The sequence below is a fragment of the Streptomyces sp. HM190 genome (assembly GCF_009857135.1).
Classification (GTDB): domain Bacteria; phylum Actinomycetota; class Actinomycetes; order Streptomycetales; family Streptomycetaceae; genus Streptomyces; species Streptomyces heilongjiangensis.
In genome coordinates, this window is sequence record NZ_CP047318.1 from 659,570 (window position 1) to 679,759 (window position 20,190).

Below are 20,190 nucleotides of genomic sequence, written 5' to 3' on the forward strand. Positions count from 1 at the left end.
CGGTCAGCCAGTCGTGCACGGTCCTCGCGGTGGTCTCGCCGTGTTCCTCGATCATGGAGTGGTGGTCGCCGGGGACGTCGATCACGTCCAGGGGGACGGGCCATGTCGACTGCCACTGCTCGGGCCGCTCACGCAGCGCGTCGGCGTCGACGGCGATCGGTTCGGAGGCCCGGACGAGGAGTGCCGGCGTGCTGATGGGGCGCGGCCGCCACGTCTCGAAGAGGGAGAAGTACGACGCCATCGCGGTGAGCCGCAGGCCGGTCATCCGGCCGAACTCCGCCTCGCGTTCGAGGGAGCGGGACTCCATGGCGTGGACGATGTAGTCGGTCTGCGGGGTGCCGGCCACATAGGTGTCCAGCATGACCACGCCCAGGGCGGGGGTGCCGAGCTCCTCCAGGCGGGTGGCCACCGCGTAGGCGAGGGAGCCTCCGGAGGAGCGGCCGGCGAGGGCGAACGGGGCACCGTCCAGGGTGCGGGCGATGGTGCGGGCGGCGTGGTCCACGGCCGCCTCGACGCTGCCCGCGACCAGTTCGTCGGAGACGAAGCCCGGCATCATCAGCGAGTGCGTGTCGCGCAGTCCGCGCAGCGGCCGGGCCAGGGCGACGAACTCCTGGTCGCTGGCCCACACCGACGTGGACGGCAGCCCGACGAGCGCGGGGTGGCGGCCTCCGTCACCGAGCTTGACCAGGGCCGGTGCCTTGCCGACCGCGTCGGCGGAGGGGAAGGAGGGGCGCAGGCCCGCGGAGTTCATCAGCACCTTCCCGGCCTGGTCGTAGCGGCCGACGGTGACGGCGTGGCGGTAGAGGGACTCCACGGCCTGGGCGACGGCCGTGGTCGGGTCGGCCGGGGCGGAGGCCCGCGCGGGTGCGTCCGCCGGGGCGGTGAACTGCCGGTCGAGGGCGGCGGCGAGGTCGCCGGGCGTGGGGTGGTCGAAGACCAGGGTGGGTTGCAGACGCAGGCCGGTGGCGGTGGCGAGCCGGTTGCGCAGTTCGACGGAGGTGAGCGAGTCGAAGCCCAGTTCACCGAAGGCCCGGTCCGCGGTCAGACCGTCGGTGCCGCTGTGCCCGAGGACCCGGGCGGCCTGGGCGCACACCAGTTCCAGCAGCGCGGTCCGGCGGTCCGCCGGGGCGAGGGCGGCCAGGGCGGAGGCGTCCGCGCGGTCGGTGCGGTGGGTGACGGTCCGCCGGGGGACGCTGGCGCGCACGAGGGACCGCAGGACGGCGGGGACGCGGTCGGCAGGGAAGGACGTGGTGCCCGGGGAGAGCCCGAGGGGAACGAGCACGGCGTCGTCGGGGGCGGCGAGGGCGCGGTCGAGGGCGGCGAGACCGGAGCCGGCGGTGAACGGCCGTACCCCGCCGGCCGCCGGTCGGGGCCGCCCGTCGGCGGTGAGCGCGTCGGCCATGCCGCCGACGCCCTGCCAGGGCCCCCAGGCCAGGGACAGCGCGGGCAGGCCGAGCGCGCGGCGGTGCTGTGCCAGGGCGTCGAGGAACGCGTTGGCGGCGGCGTAGTTGGCCTGGCCCGGACTGCCGAGCACCCCGGCGGCGGACGAGAACAGCACGAAGGCTGTGAGGTCGAGGTCGCGGGTCAGTTCGTGCAGATGCCAGGCGGCGTCCGCCTTCGGGCGCAGCACCGCCGTGAGCCGTTCCGCCGTGAGGTCGCCGAACAGTCCGTCGTCGACGACGCCGGCGAGGTGGACGACGGCGGTGAGGGGGTGGGCGGCGGGCACACCGGCCAGCAGCCCGGTCAGTGCGTCGCGGTCGGCGACGTCGCACGCCGCCCAGGTGATCCGGGCGCCGGCCGCGGCGATTTCGGCCGTCAGCTCGTCCGCGCCGGGCGCGGCGGGCCCCCGGCGTCCGGCCAGCAGCAGATGCCGTACGCCGTGCCGGGTCACGAGGTGGCGGGCCACCAGGGCGCCGAGGGCACCGGTGGCGCCGGTGACGAGGACGGTGCCGCCCGGGCCGAAGAGCACGCCGGAAGGGGAGACCGCCGGGAGGGCCGTCTCCTGCTCCGCGGCGGGGGGGCCTCCCGCGGCCGGGGCATCGGCGGTCGCGGGAGGGGTCCGGCGGGCCGCCGGGGGCTCCGGCGGCGGCAGCGGGGTGAGCCTCGGGGTGTGGGGAACGCCGTGGCGGAGGGCGAGTTGGGGTTCGCCGGTCGCCAGGGCTCGGGGCAGGGCCGCGAGGGACGCGGTGTCGTCGTCGAGGTCGACGAGGACGAGGCGCTCGGGGTGTTCGGTCTGGGCGGCTCGGGCGAGGCCCCAGACGGCGGCGGCAGCGGGGAGCGGCCCGGGGTCGTCGGGGGCGGCCGTGACGGCTGCGTGGGTGACGAGGACGAGCCGGGTTCCGGTGAGCCGCTGGTCGTCGAGCCAGGGCCGCAGGGTGTCGAGCAGGTGCCGGGTCGCCGCGTGGGCGTCGGCGGCCGCGTCGTCCCGGCCGGGCGGGTCGCAGAAGAGCAGGACGGCGGTGGGGGCCGGGCCCCCCGTGTCGATCGTGTCGGTGAGGGCGTCACGGTCGAGGTACGGGACGACGTCCCGGCCGATGGCCGCGGCCAGCCGGGGGCGCAGTTCCCGGGGGTCCAGGCCGAGCAGGCCCCAACTCCCGGTCGCCGACGGTGGTTCGGCGGCGGGGGTTGCCTTCGGCCAGTCCAGCCGGTACAGCGGCTCGGCGCGGGGGGTGGTGGCCGGGGCCGCGGGGACGGTGTAGGGCGCGCGCAGGGTCAGGGCGTCGATGTCGAGGACGGGCAGGCCGTCGGGGGTGGTGGCCCGTACGGTGACGGCGCCGTCGGCGGTGGGCGCCAGCCGCACGCGCAGGGCGGACGCGCCGGTAGCGTGGGCGCGCAGGCCGGACCAGACGAACGGCAGGCCCGCCGGGACGGCGGTGCCGTCGGGCCGGTCCGCGCCGAGGACACCGAGGGCGAGTGGCTGGAGGGCGGCGTCGAGGAGGGCGGGGTGGACGGTGAAACCGTCGGTGCTCCCGCCGTCGGTGCTCCCCTCGCCGGCGTTCCCGTCGTCGGCGCCCTGTTCGGCGGCGTCGGGCAGGGCGACGTGGGCGTGGAGTGCGCCGTCGGCCTGCCAGAGTTCGGTCAGGCCCTGGAAGACGGGCCCGTAGTCGAGGCCCGCCGCGGCGGTCGTGGCGTAGAAGTCGTCCAGCGGCACGGGGCGCGCGCCGGGCGGCGGCCACACGGTGCTCCCGGCCGGGGGCGCCCCGGCGGGGGCGGGGGCGAGCACACCCGAGGCGTGGCGGGTCCAGCGGTCGGCGGCCGTCTCGGACCGGGCGTGGAGGGCGAAGGGGCGCCGCCCGTCGTCGTCCGCGTCGTCGACGGCGAGGTGGAGGGCGACTCCGCCCCGTTCGGGCAGCGCCAGGGGGGTGTGGATGACGAGTTCGTCGAGGGTGTCGCAGCCGAGGTGGCTGCCGGCGTGCAGGGCGAGGTCCACGAGGGCGGTGCCGGGCAGCACCGGGACGCCGCCGAGCGTGTGCTCGGCGAGCCAGGGCTGGTCGGCGCGGTCGAGCCGGCCGGTGAGGAGCAGCCCTCCGGTACCGGGCAGTTCGGTGACGGCGCCGAGCAGGGGGTGCCCGGTGGTGGTCAGGCCGACGGAGGAGGCGTCCCGGCCGCCGCTCGCGCCGGAGCCGAGCACGCGCAGCCAGAACCGCTGGTGCTGGAAGGCGTAGGTGGGCAGCGGGACGGTGCGGGCGCCGCTGCCCGCGTAGTACGCCCGCCAGTCCACGGGGGTGCCGTGGACGGAGAGCCGGGCGAGGGCGGCGACCAGGGCGTCGGCCTCGCCTCGGTCCGCGTCGCGGAGGGTGGCGAGGCAGGTCACGGCGTCGTCGGTGTGTTCGGCGGCGGTGGCGGCCGTCATGGCTGTCAGGGCGCCGCCGGGTCCCGCTTCGAGGAAGGTGCGCACCCCCCGGTCGAGAAGGGTGCGCACGCCGTCGGCGAAGCGGACGGTGTTGCGGACGTGGCGCACCCAGTAGCCGGGGGCGCGCAGGTCGCCGGCGACGGCGGGGGCGCCGGTCAGGTTGGAGATGAGGGGCAGGACCGGCTCGTGGAACTCGACGTCGGCGAGGGCGGCGGCGAAGTCCGCGAGCATGGGCTCCATGAGCGGGGAGTGGAAGGCGTGGCTGACGGTGAGCATCCGGGTGCGGTGGCCGCGTCCGACGAACTCGGCCGCCACGTCGAGGACGGCGTTCTCGGGCCCGGAGACGACCACGGAGGAGGGTCCGTTGACGGCGGCGATGCCGATGCGGCGGTCGCGGTGGGCGGCGAGCACGGCGACGACCGTGGTCTCGTCGGCCTCGACGGCGAGCATCGCACCGCCCGCGGGCAGCGCCTGCATGAGGCGGCTGCGGGCGGCGACCACCCGGCAGGCGTCGGGCAGTGACCAGACCCCGGCGACGTGCGCGGCGACGAGTTCACCGACGGAGTGGCCCATGAGCACGTCGGGGCGGACGCCCCAGCTCTCCAGGAGGCGGTAGAGCGCGGTCTCCACGGCGAACAGGGCGGGCTGGGTGCAGGCGGTCCGGTCCAGGTCCGCCCGCCGGTCCGGGTCGTCGGCGAAGACGACGTCCCGCAGGGGCCGGTCGAGCAACGGGTCGAGGGCGGCGCAGACCTCGTCGAAGGCGGCGGCGAAGACGGGGTGGCGTTCGTACAGGTCGCGGCCCATCTGAGGGCGTTGGGAGCCCTGGCCGGGGAAGACCACCGCGAGCGGGGTCTCCCGTGCGGTGCCCCGGACGACGTCGGGGGCCGTGGGGTCGCCGTCGGCGATGGCGCGCAGTCCGGCGAGCAGGGCGGGCGGCGTGTCGGCGACGACGGCCGCCCGGTGGGTGAGGGCGCCGCGGGTGGTGGCCAGGGAGCAGGCGACGTCGAGGGGCGTGCCCTCGGTCCGCGCGCCGAGGTGGGTGAGGAGCCGCGCCGCCTGGGCGCGCAGGGCGGCCTCGGTGTGGCCGGAGACCAGCCAGGGCACCACCGCGGCGGGGCGGGGCTCCGCGGTCGCCGGCCCGGTGACGGCCGACGGCTCGGGCGGGCCGGCCGGGGTCGGCTGTGCGGGGGTGGCCGTGGGGTCCGGCTGCCCCGGTGCGGGTGTCTCGTGCGGGGGCCCGGTGGTGGTCGCGTCCGCGGGGACGGGGGGCTGGTCGGCGGGGGTGTCGCCGGAGGTCTCGGCCGGCGCCGTCTCGGGGGCCTGCTCCAGGATGAGGTGGGCGTTGGTGCCGCTGATGCCGAAGGACGAGACGGCGGCGCGACGGGGGCGGCCGGTGTCGGGCCAGGGCCGGTTGTCGGTGAGGAGGCGTACGGTGCCGGCGGACCAGTCGACCTGCCGGGTCGGCTCGTCGACGTGGAGGGTGCGCGGCAGGGTGCCCGCACGCAACGCCATGATCGTCTTGATGACGCCGGCGACGCCCGCCGCGTACTGGGTGTGCCCGATGTTCGACTTGACGGAGCCGAGCCAGAGCGGCCGTTCGGTGTCCCGGTCCCTGCCGTACGTGGCGAGCAGGGCCTGCGCCTCGATGGGGTCGCCGAGGCGGGTGCCGGTGCCGTGGGCCTCGACGGCGTCCACGTCGCGGGGATCGAGGCCCGCGCCGTCCAGCGCGGCGCGGATGACGCGCTGCTGGGAGGGGCCGTTGGGGGCGGTCAGGCCGTTGGAGGCGCCGTCCTGGTTGACGGCCGAGCCGCGGACCAGGCCGAGGACGTGGTGCCCGTTGCGCCGCGCGTCCGACAGGCGTTCGAGGACGACGATACCGACGCCCTCGCCCCATCCGGTGCCGTCGGCGGCGTCCGCGAACGCCTTGCAGCGGCCGTCGGCGGCGAGTCCGCCCTGGTTGGCGAACTCGGCGAACGCGCCGGGTGTGGCCATGACGGTGACGCCGCCGGCGAGGGCGAGGTCGCACTCCCCGGCGCGCAGCGCCTGGCCGGCGAGGTGGAGGGCGACGAGGGAGGACGAGCAGGCGGTGTCGACGGTGACGGCGGGGCCCTCCAGGCCGAGCACGTAGGAGACCCGGCCCGACATGACGCTGCCGGACGAGCTGGTCAGGGCGTACCCGCCGGCGAGGGAGGCGGAGTTCATCAGCAGGGCGCCGTACTCCTGGGGTGTGCCGCCGACGAACACGCCGGTGCGGCTGCCGCGCAGCGACAGCGGGTCGATGCCGGTCCGTTCGATCGCCTCCCAGGAGGTCTCCAGGAGCAGTCGCTGCTGCGGGTCCATGGAGAGGGCCTCGCGCGGGGAGATCCCGAAGAACTCGGCGTCGAAGTCACCGGCGTCGTGGAGGAAGGCGCCCTGTCCGGCGAGGGTGGTGTCGCGCCCCGGGTCGTACAGCGACAGCGCCTCCCAGCCCCGGTCGGTGGGGAAGTCGCCCATCTCGTCGCGGCCTTCGGTGACGAGTGTCCACAGGTCCTCGGGGCCGCGGACGCCGCCGGGGTACCGGCAGGCCATGCCGACGACGGCCAGCGGGTCGTCGTCGGTGGTCCGCCCTGCGGCCGGTGTGGTGCCCGCTGCCTCGGTGCCGCCGAGGAGTTCGTCGCGCAGCCGTCCGGCGAGGGCGGTGGGGGTGGGGTGGTCGAAGACGAGGGTGGCGGGCAGCCGCAGTCCGGTGGCGGTGTTGAGGCGGTTGCGGAGTTCGGTGGCGGTCAGGGAGTCGAAGCCGAGGTCCTTGAACGGGCGGTGGGCGGCGACCTCCGTCGCGTCCGTGTGGCCGAGCACGGCGGCGGCACGGGAACGCACCAACTCCAGCAGTGTGGCGCGCTGTTCCGGTTCGCTCAGCGCGGCGAGGGTGCCGCGCAGCTGCCCGGCGGCCGTGCCGTCGCCGTCGGCGTGGCCGTCGCCGGGCCGGTCGCCGGTCAGGGCGCGGGCGGCCTCGGGGATCTCCTCGATGAGCGGGCGGCGTCGGGCGAGGGCGTAGACGGGGGCGAAGCGTTCCCAGTCCATGTCGCTGACGGTGAGCGTGGTCTCGGACTGTTCGACGGCCTCCCACAGCACGTCGAGGGCGGAGTCCGGCCGCATGGGGCGTACGCCCATCCGTTCCAACTGGTCGGCGAGGGCCGGGAATCCCGTCAGCATGCCCCCGTCGGCCCAGCCGCCCCAGGCGACGGAGGTGGCCGGCAGCCCCCGCGCCCGCCGCTCGTACGCCAGCCCGTCCAGGAACGCGTTGGCCGCCGCGTACGTGCCGTTGCCCGCGCTCCCCCACACCGCGGCCCCCGACGAGAACAGCACGAACGCGTCCAGGTCCAGCTCCGCCGTCAACGCGTCGAGATGACGGGCGCCCTCCACCTTCGCCGCCGTACCGTCGGTGAACTCCCGGTCCCCGACGTCGAGCAGCGGACCGTAGGAGGTGGAGCTGGCCGTGTGGAGGACCGCGGTGAGGGGGGTCTCCTCGGGGATGTCCGCCAGGACGGCCGTGAGGGCGTCGCGGTCGGCGACGTCGCACGCCGCGAACGTCACCTCGGCGCCCAGGGCCCGCAGTTCCTCCGCGAGCGCCCCGGTGCCCGGTGCCTGCGGGCCGCGCCGGCTGAGCAGCAGCAGGTGCTCGGCGCCCTCGGCGGCGAGCCGACGGGCAAGGTGGGCGGCGATCCCGCCGGTGCCGCCCGTGATGAGCACCGTGCCGCGCGGTTTCCACGGCCGGGCGGGGCCCCGGTCGGTGAGCGGGGCGCGGACCAGCCGTCGCGCGTAGACCGCGGAGCCACGGATCGCGAGCTGGTCCTCGGGGCCTGCCGAGCCCGCCAGGAGGGCGGCGAGCACCTCCGCCGTGCTCTCGCTCCACGCTCGGGGCAGGTCGACGAGCCCGCCCCACCAGTCGGGGTGTTCGAGCCCCAGCACCTGCCCGAGGCCCCACAGCTGTGCGGCGGTACCGCGCACGTCGTCGCTCGTCGCCACGGCCGCCCCGCCACGCGTCAGCCACCACACCGGCGCCCGCACCCCGGCGGCGTCCAACTCCCGTGTCAGGGAGAGCGCGTCGGCGGCCGAGTCGAGCAGCGAGACGACTCCCCGGTACGCGCCGTCGCCGCCGGCGGCGACGGGTACACCGGACACCTCCACCTCGGCCCCCGCCGTCCGCAGCGCCTCGGTGACCTCGCCCCCGTCACCGCCGGGGGCGACCAGCAGCCAGCGGCCCGCCAGGGGGGCGGCGGCGGTCGGGGTGATCCGCCGCCAGGCCACCCGGTAGCGCCAGCCGTCCACGGCCCGGCCGGTAAAGACGCCGGTCGCGACCGGCGTCTCGGTCCAGTAGCGCCGGTGCTGGAAGGCGTAGGTGGGCAGGTCGACGGTCCGGGCCCCGGTCCCGGCGAAGCACGTCCGCCAGTCGACGGGCGCGCCGTGCACGTACGCCTCCGCCAGCGACAGCAGCAGCCTCTCCAGGCCCCCGTCGTCCCGCCGCAACGTGCCCGTGACGGCCACCTCGCGACCGGCCGCCTCCGCCGTCTCCTGCACCGCCCCCGTCAGCACGGCGTGCGGGCTCATCTCCACGAACAGCCCGTGCCCCTGCTCCAGCAGGGCCCGCGTCGTCTCCTCGAACCGCACCGGCTGCCGCAGGTTGCGGAACCAGTACCCGCCGTCCAGTCCGGCCGTGTCGAAGCGGCCACCGGTGACGCACGAATGGAACGCCACCTTCGAGGAAACCGGCGCCACGGGCGCCAGTAGCTGCGCCAACTCCTCTCGGATGTCATCGACATGAGCGGAGTGCGAGGCGTAGTCGACGGCGATGCGCCGGGCGCGGGCGCCGCGCGCCTCCGCCTCGGCGATCACCTCGTCCAGACCCTCCGGCGTACCCGCCACGACCACCGAGGAAGGACCGTTGACCGCGGCCACCTCCACCCGGCCGTCCGTCACCGGCATGAAAGTGCGTACGTCCTCGACCGGCAACTGCACGGAAGCCATGCCGCCCCTGCCCGACAACGCCAGGATCGCCCTCGACCGCAGCGCCACCACACGCGCCCCGTCCTCCAACGACAGACCACCAGCCACCACCGCCGCGGCGATCTCACCCTGCGAATGCCCGACGACCGCCGAAGGCTCCACCCCGAACGACCGCCACACCCCCGCCAGCGACACCATCACCGCCCACAACACCGGCTGCACCACATCGACCCGGTCCAACGCGACCTCGTCATCGAGGACTTCACGCAACGACCAGCCGACATACGGCGCCAACGCCCGCTCGCACTCCCCCATCCACTCCGCGAACACCGGCGAAGCCTCCAGCAACTCCACCGCCATCCCCACCCACTGCGACCCCTGACCCGGAAACACGAACACGGTCTTGGCCTTGGTGCCCGTGCCGGTCACGACGCCGGGTGCGTCGGTGCCGTCGGCCAGGGCCCGTGCGCGGGTCAGCAGGTCCTCGTGCGAGTCGGCGAGGACGACGGCCCGGTGGGCGAGGGCCGCGCGGGTGGTGGCCAGGGAATGCCCGATGTCGAATGCGGTGTGGTCGGGGTGCGCGGCGGTGTGCTCCAGGAGACGGCGGGCCTGGTCGCGCAGGGCTGTCTCGGTGGCGGCGGAGAGCGTCCACGGGGTGGGCCCGGCGAGGGGCCGGTCCCCGGGCGTCGCCTCGGGTTCGGTGGGGGTCTCGGGTTCCGGGGCCTGTTCCAGGACCACGTGCACGTTCGTGCCGCTGATCCCGAACGACGACACCCCCGCACGACGCGGCCGACCCGTCTTCGGCCACTCCCGCGACTCCGTCAGCAACTCCACCGCACCCGCCGACCAGTCCACCTCCTTCGACGGCTCATCCACATGCAACGTCCTCGGCAACACCCCATGCCGCAACGCCAACACCGTCTTGATCACACCAGCGACCCCCGACACCGCCTGCGTATGACCGATGTTCGACTTCAACGACCCCAGGAACAGCGGCCGTTCACGACCCTGACCGTACGTCGCGAGCAGCGCCTGCGCCTCGATCGGATCACCCAGCCGCGTCCCCGTCCCATGCGCCTCCACCGCGTCCACCTCCGACGGAGACAGACCAGCGCTCGCCAACGCGGCACGGATCACCCGCTGCTGAGCGGGACCGTTCGGCGCGCTCAGACCGTTCGACGCACCGTCCTGGTTCGCCGCCGAACCCCGCACCACCGCCAGCACCGGATGCCCGTTGCGCCGCGCGTCGGAGAGGCGCTCCAGCAAGACGACGGCGGCTCCCTCGCCCCAGCCGATGCCGTCGGCGGCGTCGGCGAACGCCTTGCAGCGGCCGTCGGCGGCGAGACCGCGCTGGCGGGCGAAGATGACGAAGCCGGCCGGGGTCGCGAGGATGCCGACTCCGGCGGCCAGGGCCATGGAGCAGTCGCCCTGGCGCAGCGACTGGGCCGCGAGGTGGAGGGCGACGAGGGAGGAGGAGCAAGCGGTGTCGACGGTCACCGCCGGGCCCTGCAGACCGAGGGAGTAGGAGACGCGTCCGGACATGACGCTGCCGGTGCCGCCGGTGATGGCGTACCCCTGGTCCTCCTCGGAGTCCATGAGGAGTCCTCCGTAGCCGGTGGGCAGGCCGCCGACGAAGACGCCGGTGCGGCTGCCGCGCAGGGACAGGGGGTCGATGCGGGCGCGTTCGATCGCCTCCCAGGAGGTCTCCAGGAGCAGCCGCTGCTGCGGGTCCATCGCCAGCGCCTCGCGGGGCGAGATACCGAACAGCGTGGGGTCGAAGTCGCCCGCCTCGTAGAGGAACGCGCCTTCGCGGGTGTAGGTCTTGCCCGGCTTGTCGGGGTCCGGGTCGTACAGGTCGTCCAGGTCCCAGCCGCGGTCGGTGGGCAGGCCGCCGACCGCGTCGACGCCGTCGGCGACGAGGCGCCACAGCTTCTCCGGCGAGTCCGCCCCGCCGGGCAGGCGGCAGGCCATGCCGACGACGGCCAGGGGTTCGCGCCACCGGTCCTGGGACTCACGCAACCGGTCGCGGGTCTGCTGCAACTCCGCCGTGACCCGCCGCAGATACGTGCGGAGCTTGTCCTCGGTCATGGTCGACTCCAGATCGGTGTGGGGGGCGCCTGAACGGGCCGCGGACGGCGGTGGTGCCGTCCGGCGGCGCGGTGAGGTCACCCGGCTGCGGATGGGCGCGGCGGGGCGGCGCGGGGCAGGGTGGGGGGCGAGGGGGCGAGCCGGTCGGGGCGGGGTCAGCCGACACCCAGGTCACGGTCGATGAGGTCGAAGATCTCGTCGTCCGTGGCGGACTCCAGGCCGTCGGCGGTGCGGGGTGCGGCGTCCGGGTCGGTGCCGCTGAGCCGTGCCGCGAGGTCGCGCAGTCGCTGCGCCACGTCGGCACGGGTAGCGGGGTCCATGTCGGGCGCGGTCACCGCCGGGAGGAGGGCCTTTTCCATGCGGTCGAGCTCCTGCTGGACGCGCAGGGCGTCCATCGGGTCGTCCGGCGCGCCGCCGAGGAGTTCGTCGTGCAGGAGGCCGGCGAGGGCGGTGGGGGTGGGGTGGTCGAAGACGAGGGTGGCGGGCAGCCGCAGCCCGGTGGCGGTGTTGAGGCGGTTGCGGAGTTCGGTGGCGGTCAGGGAGTCGAAGCCGAGGTCCTTGAACGGCCGGTCGGGTGTGAGGGCGTCCGGGGAGGCGTGGCCGAGGACGGCGGCCGCGTGCTCCCGGACGAGGTCCACGAGGGTGTCCTGACGTTCGAGGTCGGTGAGGGCGGCGAGGCTCTCGCGCAGGCGGGCGGCGGCGTTCGTGTCGGCCGTCGTCGTGTCGTCGGTGGAGTCCCCGCCGGTCAGGGCGCGGGCGGCCTCGGGGATCTCCTCGATGAGCGGGCGGCGCCGGGCGAGCGCGTAGACGGGGGCGAAGCGTTCCCAGTCCATGTCGCTGACGGTGAGAGCGGTCTCGCCCTGACCGACGGCCTCGCTCAGGACACCGATCGCCAGCTCCGGCTGCATCTGCCGCAGCCCCATGCGCTCCAGTTGTCCGGCGACGGACTCGGAGCCCTGGAGCATGCCGCCGCCCGCCCAGCCGCCCCAGGCGACGGAGGTGGCCGGCAGCCCCCGCGCCCGCCGCTCGTACGCCAGCCCGTCCAGGAACGCGTTGGCCGCCGCGTACGTGCCGTTGCCCGCGCTCCCCCACACCGCGGCCCCCGACGAGAACAGCACGAACGCGTCCAGGTCCAGCTCCGCCGTCAACGCGTCGAGATGACGGGCGCCCTCCACCTTCGCCGCCGTACCGGAGACGATTTCGTCGTCGTCGATGGACAGCACGTCGGAGAAGGTCGCCACGCCGGCGGCGTGGACGACGGCGGTGAGCGGGGTTTCCTCGGGGATGTCCGCCAGGACGGCCGCGAGGGCGTCGCGGTCCGCCACGTCGCACGCGGCGATCGTCACGCGTGTCCCGCGTGCCTCCAGTTCCCGGCCCAGGTCGGCGGCGCCCGGCGCCGCCGTGCCGCGCCGACTGGTCAGCACCAGGTGGTCCGCTCCCTCGGCGGCGAGCCACCGGGCGACATGCGCGCCGACGCCGCCCGTGCCACCGGTGACGAGGACGGTGCCGCGCGGCTTCCAGACCTGCTCCGGCCGGCGTCCGCCCGCCAGGGCACGCACCAGCCGCCGCACGTAGGTCCCGGACTCGCGCACGGCGACCTGGTCCTCCCCGCCGACGGCTCCCCTGTCGGCCGTGTCGCCGAGGGCGGCGCGGTCGGCGCGCCCCGCGGCGAGTACGGCCGCCAGCCCGCGCCCCGTGTCCTCGGTCCAGTCGGCCGGCAGGTCGACGAGCCCGCCCCACCAGTCCGGGTGCTCCAGGCCCACCACCTGTCCCAGCCCCCACAGCTGGGCCGCCGCCGGGCTGACGGCGTCGCCCGCGACGACCGAGGCGGCACCCTCGGTCAGCCACCACAGCGGTGCCGTCACATCGGCGGCACGGAGGTCGCGGAGCAGGGCCACGGCGTCGCGGAGGGAGCGCGGGGCCGCGATCACGCCCGCGTAGTCGCCGGGCGCGGCCTGCGCCGCGAGGGTCACCTCGGCTCCGGCCGCCCGAAGCGCGGCGGCGATCCGGTCCTCGGTCGTGGTGGGCACGTCGGTCCGGGAGACGGCGCCGGGGTCCTCTTCCGAGTGGGGCGTCTCGGGCGCGATCAGCAGCCATCGCCCGGCGAGGCGCGGGTCCTCGCCGTCGGGGAGGGTGCCTCGTCGCCATACGACCCGGTAGCGCCAGTCGTCGACGGCGCGGCCCTTGCCCGCGGCGACCACCGTCGTTTCGGGCCAGTAGCGCCGGTGTTGGAAGGCGTACGTCGGGAGATCGACGTGCGGTACGCCGGAATCCGGGGTGGGCTCCTCGCCGGGCGGCGTGAAGCGCACCGTCCAGTCCACGGGGGCCCCGTGCACGTACGCCTCCGCCAGCGACAGCAGCAGCCTCTCCAGGCCCCCGTCGTCCCGCCGCAACGTGCCCGTGACGGCCACCTCGCGACCGGCCGCCTCCGCGGTCTCCTGCACCGCCCCCGTCAGCACCGGATGCGCGCTGACCTCGACGAACGACTGATGGCCGGCCTCCACCAACCCCCTGATCACGGAGTCAAGCCGCACCGTGGAGCGCAGGTTGCGGTACCAGTACTCCGCGTCCAGCCCCGACGTGTCGAGCCGTCCCTCCGTGACCGTGGAGTGGAACGGCACCGAGGCCGCGGTGGGCGTGATGTCCGCCAGTACCTCCGCCAACTCCTCTCGGATGTCCTCGACATGAGCGGAGTGCGAGGCGTAGTCGACGGCGATGCGCCGGGCGCGGGCGCCGCGCGCCTCCGCCTCGGCAACCACCTCGTCCAGACCCTCCGGCGTACCCGCCACGACCACCGAGGAAGGACCGTTGACCGCGGCCACCTCCACCCGGCCGTCCGTCACCGGCATGAAAGTGCGTACGTCCTCGACCGGCAACTGCACGGAAGCCATGCCGCCCCTGCCCGACAACGCCAGGATCGCCCTCGACCGCAGCGCCACCACACGCGCCCCGTCCTCCAGCGACAGACCACCAGCCACCACCGCCGCGGCGATCTCACCCTGCGAATGCCCGACGACCGCCGAAGGCTCCACCCCGAACGACCGCCACAGCCCCGCCAGCGACACCATCACCGCCCACAACACCGGCTGCACCACATCGACCCGGTCCAACGCGACCTCGTCATCGAGGACTTCACGCAACGACCAGCCGACATACGGCGACAACGCCCGCTCGCACTCCCCCATCCACTCCGCGAACACCGGCGAAGCCTCCAGCAACTCCACCGCCATCCCCACCCACTGCGACCCCTGACCCGGAAACACGAACACCGGACCAGGACCGCCACGCGCACGACCCCGCACCACCCTCGCGTCGGGCCGGTCGTCGGCGACGGCGGCGATGCCTCGCAGCAGGTCCTCGCGGTCGGTTCCGACCACGACCGCCCGGTGCTCCAGCCCGGCGCGGGACACAGCCAGCGTGCGGCCCACCACGTCGGCGGCCATGTCGTGACGGTCCGTCACGTGTGCTCCCAGACGGGCGGCCTGGGCTCGCAGGGCGGGCTCGGTGTGGCCGGACACGGTCCAGGGGAGCGGACCGGAGCAGGGTGGCGTGGGCTCCGTCGTGCTGTCGGGTTCCGGGGCCTGTTCCAGGACCACGTGCACGTTCGTGCCGCTGATCCCGAACGACGACACCCCCGCACGACGCGGCCGACCCGTCTCCGGCCACTCCCGCGACTCCGTCAGCAACTCCACCGCACCCGCCGACCAGTCCACCTCCTTCGACGGCTCATCCACATGCAACGTCCTCGGCAACACCCCATGCCGCAACGCCAACACCGTCTTGATCACACCAGCGACCCCCGACACCGCCTGCGTATGACCGATGTTCGACTTCAACGACCCCAGGAACAGCGGCCGTTCACGACCCTGCCCGTACGTCGCGAGCAGCGCCTGAGCCTCGATCGGATCACCCAGCCGCGTCCCCGTCCCATGCGCCTCCACCGCGTCCACCTCCGACGGAGACAGACCAGCGCTCGCCAACGCGGCACGGATCACCCGCTGCTGAGCGGGACCGTTCGGCGCGCTCAGACCGTTCGACGCACCGTCCTGGTTCGCCGCCGAACCCCGCACCACCGCCAGCACCGGATGCCCGTTGCGCCGCGCGTCGGAGAGGCGCTCCACGACGAGGAAGGCCACGCCCTCGGACCAGCCGGTGCCGTCGGCGGCGTCGGCGAACGCCTTGCAGCGGCCATCGGCGGCGAGACCGCCCTGCCGGGCGAACTCGTCGAAGGCCCCCGGGGTCGGCATGACCGCGACACCGCCGGTGAGGGCCAGGTCGCACTCGCCGCCGCGCAGCGCCTGACCGGCCAGGTGCAGCGAGACCAGGGAGGAGGAGCAGGCCGTGTCCACGGTGAGGGCCGGACCCTCCAGGCCGAGCGTGTACGCGACGCGGCCGGACATCACGCTCCCGCTGTTGCCGGTGAGCAGATAGCCGCCGGCGTCGGCGCTGTCGCCGACGACGCTTCCGTAGCCGGTCGGTGAGCCTCCGACGAAGACGCCGGTGCGGGTGGAACGCAGGGACGACGGGTCGATCCCGGCCCGTTCCGCCGCCTCCCACGCCACCTCCAGGAGCAGCCGCTGCTGCGGGTCCATCGCCAGCGCCTCGCGTGGGGAGATCCCGAAGAACTCCGCGTCGAATCCGGCGACGTCCGTGAGGAAGCCGCCCTCGTGGCCGCCCGCCGCGCCCCAGGCGTCCCAGCCCCGGTCGCCGGGGACGGTGGAGATCGCGTCGCGGCCCTCGGTGACGAGCCGCCACAGGTCCTCCGGTCCGGTGACACCGCCCGGCAGGCGGCAGGCCATGCCGACGATCGCCAGCGGCTCGTCGTGTCCGGCCTCGCGGACGACGACGGTCCGGGCGGCGGGGTCGGTGCCGCCGTACAACGCCCGGTGCAGGTCGTCGGCGAGGGCGGTGGGGGTGGGGTGGTCGAAGACGAGGGTGGCGGGCAGCCGCAGTCCGGTGGCGGTGTTGAGGCGGTTGCGGAGTTCGGTGGCGGTCAGGGAGTCGAAGCCGAGGTCCTTGAACGGGCGGTGGGCGGCGACCTCCGTCGCGTCCGTGTGGCCGAGCACGGCGGCGGCACGGGAACGCACCAACTCCAGCAGGGCGGTGCGCCGTTCACCGTCGGTGAGGTCCGTGAGGCGGCGGATCAGCCCGGAGGAGGCGCTGTCGGCGTCCGCCGTGTCGGTGGTGCCCTCGGGAGTGCCGGTGGTGTCCGTGTCGCCCTGGAGTGCGCGGGCCGCTTCCGGGATCTCCTCGATCAGGGGGCGGTGGCGGGCGCCCGCGTAGACGGGGGTGAAGCGGGACCAGTCGGTGTCGGTGACGGTGAGGCAGGTCTCGCCGTGTTCGACCGCCTCCCGCATGACGGACAGCGCGAGCGCGGGGTCCATGAGGGCGAGGCCCATGCGGGCCAGGGACTCCTCGTCGAGGTCGGCCGCCATGCCGTCGGAGCGCCAGGTGCCCCACGCGAGGGAGGTGGCGGGCAGACCCCGGGCGCGCCGGGACTCGGCGAGTCCGTCGAGGTAGGCGTTGGCGGCGGCGTAGGCGCCCTGGGAACCGCCGCCCCAGGAGGCCGCTCCCGAGGAGAACAGGACGAACGCGTCGAGGTCGAGACCGGCGGTGAGTTCGTCGAGGTGGCGGGCGCCCGTCGCCTTGCCGTCGACGACCTCGTGGATCTCCTCGGGGGTCAGATGGCGCACCTTGGTGTAGCGCACGATGCCGGCGGCGTGGACGACGGCGCTCAGCGGGGTCGTCGGCGGTATGTCCGCCAGGACGGAGGCGACGGCTTCCCGGTCGGCCATGTCGCAGGCCGCCAGGGTCACGTCGGCGCCCAGGGCCCGCAGTTCGTCGGCCAGGGCCTCGGCCCCCGGCGCGGCGGCACCGCGGCGGCTGGTGAGAACGAGATGCTCCGCGCCCTCCCCGGCGAGCCAGCGGGCGACATGGGCGCCGACACCGCCGGTGCCGCCGGTCACCAGGACCGTGCCCCGCGGCTTCCACGGGCGGGCCGGGGCACGCCCGGCCAGCGGGGCCCGTACCAGGCGCCGGGCGAACACCTCGCCCGCGCGTACGGCCAGTTGGTCCTCGCCACCGGCGGCGCCGGCGAGAACGGCCGCGAGCAACTCCCCCGTGGCGTCGTCCCCCATGGCGGGCAGGTCGACGAGCCCGCCCCACCAGCCGGGTTCCTCCAGGCCGACCACCTGGCCGAGGCCCCACAGCTGTGCGGCGTCGGGTCGTACGGTGTCACCGGAGCCGACCGCCACCGCGTCCGCCGTCACCCACCACAGCGGAGCCCGCGAACCGGCGGCGCGCAGGTCCCGCACCAGCGAGACGGCGTCCTCGACCGACTCCGGCAGGGCCACCACGCCCGCGAAGTCACCGGCCGCGGCCCGGTCCGCGACCTGCACGTCCGCGCCCGCCGCCCGCAGTGCCTCCGCCACCCGGGCGCCGGCCGCGCCTCCTGCGTGGACCAGCAGCCAGCGGCCGGTCAGGGCGCGTTCCCCGGTCAGCGGACGGCGCCGCCAGGTGACCTTGTAGCGCCAGTCGTCCACGACGCGGCCACGACCGGCGGCCACCCGCGTGTCGGGCCAGTAGCGGCGGTGCTGGAAGGCGTACGTCGGCAACTCGACCCGCCGCGCGCCCGTCCCCGCGAACACCGCCCGCCAGTCGACGGCCGCGCCGTGCACATGCGCCTCGGCCAGCGCGGACACCCACGCCACCGCCTCGTCCCGGTCCCGCCGCGCCGCGACCGCCGCCGCCTCCGGCTCCGTCTCCTGGATCACGGAGATCAACGAGCCGTCCGGGCCCACCTCCAGAACAGTCTGCACGCCCTGGGCGCGCGCGGCGCGCACACCGTCGGCGAACCGGACCGTCTCCCGTACATGCCGGACCCAGTACTCCGGGGTCCGCAGCTCCTCCCCCGCCACCTCACCGGTCACGTTCGAGACGACGGGGACCGACGGCTCACGGAACTCCACCCCGGCCAGCACCCCGGCGAAGTCGGCCAGCATCGGCTCCATCAACGCCGAGTGGAAGGCATGGCTGACCGCCAGCCGCTTCACCCGCCGACCCCGGGCGGCGAACCCGTCGGCCACCTCACGCACGGCCTCCTCGGTCCCCGAAAGCACCAGCGACGACGGGCTGTTCACCGCGGCCAGCGACACCCCCTCGGGCAGCTCCGCCAGCTCGGACTCCTCCGCCTGCACCGCCCACATCGCACCGCCCGACGGCAGCGCCTGCATCAACCGTCCGCGCGCCGCCACCACCCGACACGCGTCAGCAAGCGACCACACCCCTCCCACATGAGCCGCGACCACCTCACCCAGGGAATGCCCGAGCACCACATCCGGCCTCAACCCCCATGACTCCAGCAGACGGAACTGCGCCACTTCCCACGCGAACAGGGCAGGCTGCGCCCATCCCGTGGTCTCCAGCACCTCGGCGGGACCCCCGAACACCACGTCCTTGAGCGGGCCCGGCACCAACCCCTCGAACGCCGCGCACACCTCGTCGAAGGCGGAGGCGAACACCGGGAACGCCTCGTACAGACCACGGCCCATCCCCGGCCGCTGCGCACCCTGACCCGAGAACACCACCGCCAGACCACCGCCCGACGCGGTGGCCTGTACGAGGCCGGGCGCGTCCTCCCCCGTGGCCAGCGCGCGCAGGCCGTCGGCCAGGGCGGGGAGGTCGGTGGCGGTGACGGCGGCGCGGTGTTCCATGAGGCCCCGTGTGGTGGCCGCCGAGGCGGCCAGGTCCGTCAGCCGGGGGCCGGGGTGCCGGTCGAGGTGGGCGAGGAGGCGGGCGGCCTGGTCGCGGAGGGCGGGCTCGCTGCGGGCGCTGAGCAGGACGGGGACGGCCGGGAGCGTTGTGCCCCGGGTCCGCTCGGGCTCGTCGGCCGGCGGCTCGTCCTTCGGTGCCTCTTCGAGGACGACGTGGGCGTTGGTGCCGCTGATCCCGAACGAGGAGACGCCCGCGCGGCGCGGACGGTCGGCCCTCGCCCACTCCCGCTGCTCGGTGAGGACGCGTACCGCGCCGGCCGACCAGTCCACCTGTCGCGTCGGCCGGTCGACGTGCAGGGTGCGGGGCAGTACGCCGTGCCGCATCGCCATGACCGTCTTGATGACGCCGGCGATCCCGGCGGCGAACTGGGTGTGTCCGATGTTCGACTTGACGGAGCCGACCCACAACGGCCGCTCCTGCGGGCGTCCTTGGCCGTAGGTGGCGAGCAGCGCCTGTGCCTCGATCGGGTCACCCAGCCGCGTCCCCGTCCCATGCGCCTCCACCGCGTCCACATCGGCCGGGGACAGCCCCGCGTTCGCCAACGCGTCCAGAATGACCCGCTGTTGGGACGGACCGTTCGGCGCCGTCAGACCGTTCGACGCACCGTCCTGGTTCACCGCCGAACCCCGCACCACCGCCAGCACCGGATGACCGTTGCGGCGCGCGTCCGACAACCGCTCCACCACCAGCACACCCACGCCCTCGCCCCAGCCCGTGCCGTCGGCGCCGTCCGCGAACGCCTTGCAGCGACCGTCGGCGGCCGATCCGCCCTGGCTGTCGAACTCGCCGTAGATGGTGGGGGCGGTGAGGACGAGGACGCCGCCGACGAGGGCGAGGTCGCACTCGCCGCCGCGCAGGGACTGGGCCGCCAGGTGCAGGCCGACCAGGGAGGACGAGCAGGCGGTGTCGACGGTGAGGGCGGGGCCCTCCAGACCGAGGAGGTAGGCGATCCGGCCGGACATGATGCTGGCGGGCAGGCCGGTGAGGGCGTATCCGTCGGTGTTCTCCGGGGAGTCCCCGAGGAGGACGCCGTACTCCTGGGTGGCGCCGCCGACGAAGACGCCGGTGCGGGTGGAGCGAAGGGACAGCGGGTCGGTGCCGGACCGCTCGATCGCCTCCCAGGCCACCTCCAGCAGCAGCCGCTGCTGCGGGTCCATGGCCAGGGCCTCGCGCGGCGAGATGCGGAAGAAGCCGGCGTCGAAGTCCCCGGCGCCCGCGAGGAACGCCCCCTGGTGTCCGGGGTCGTAGGCGGGATGGTTCTCCCAGCCGCGGTCTGCGGGCGGGCCGGTCATGGCGTCGCGGCCCTCGGCGACCAGCCGCCACAGGCCCTCCGGGTCGTCGACCCCGCCGGGGAAGCGGCAGCCGATGCCGGTGATCGCCAGGGGCTCGGTCGCGGCCGAGGTGAGCCGCTCGTTCTGCCGGCGCAGCCTGTCGTTCTCCAGGAGAGAGGCGCGCAGTGCGTCGATGACCTCGTCGAGAGATGTGTTCATGCC

2 pseudogenes are annotated in these 20,190 nt (G+C 75.1%); both read right to left on the bottom strand.

The annotated features are described in order from the left end of the window. Positions 1 to 16: 16 nt before the first annotated feature. A pseudogene (locus GSY65_RS02585) lies at positions 17 to 10,924 on the bottom strand (SDR family NAD(P)-dependent oxidoreductase); the annotation flags it as partial. Positions 10,925 to 11,079: 155 nt separating this feature from the next. After that, a pseudogene (locus tag GSY65_RS02590) lies at positions 11,080 to 20,139 on the bottom strand (SDR family NAD(P)-dependent oxidoreductase); the annotation flags it as partial. Positions 20,140 to 20,190: the final 51 nt, after the last annotated feature.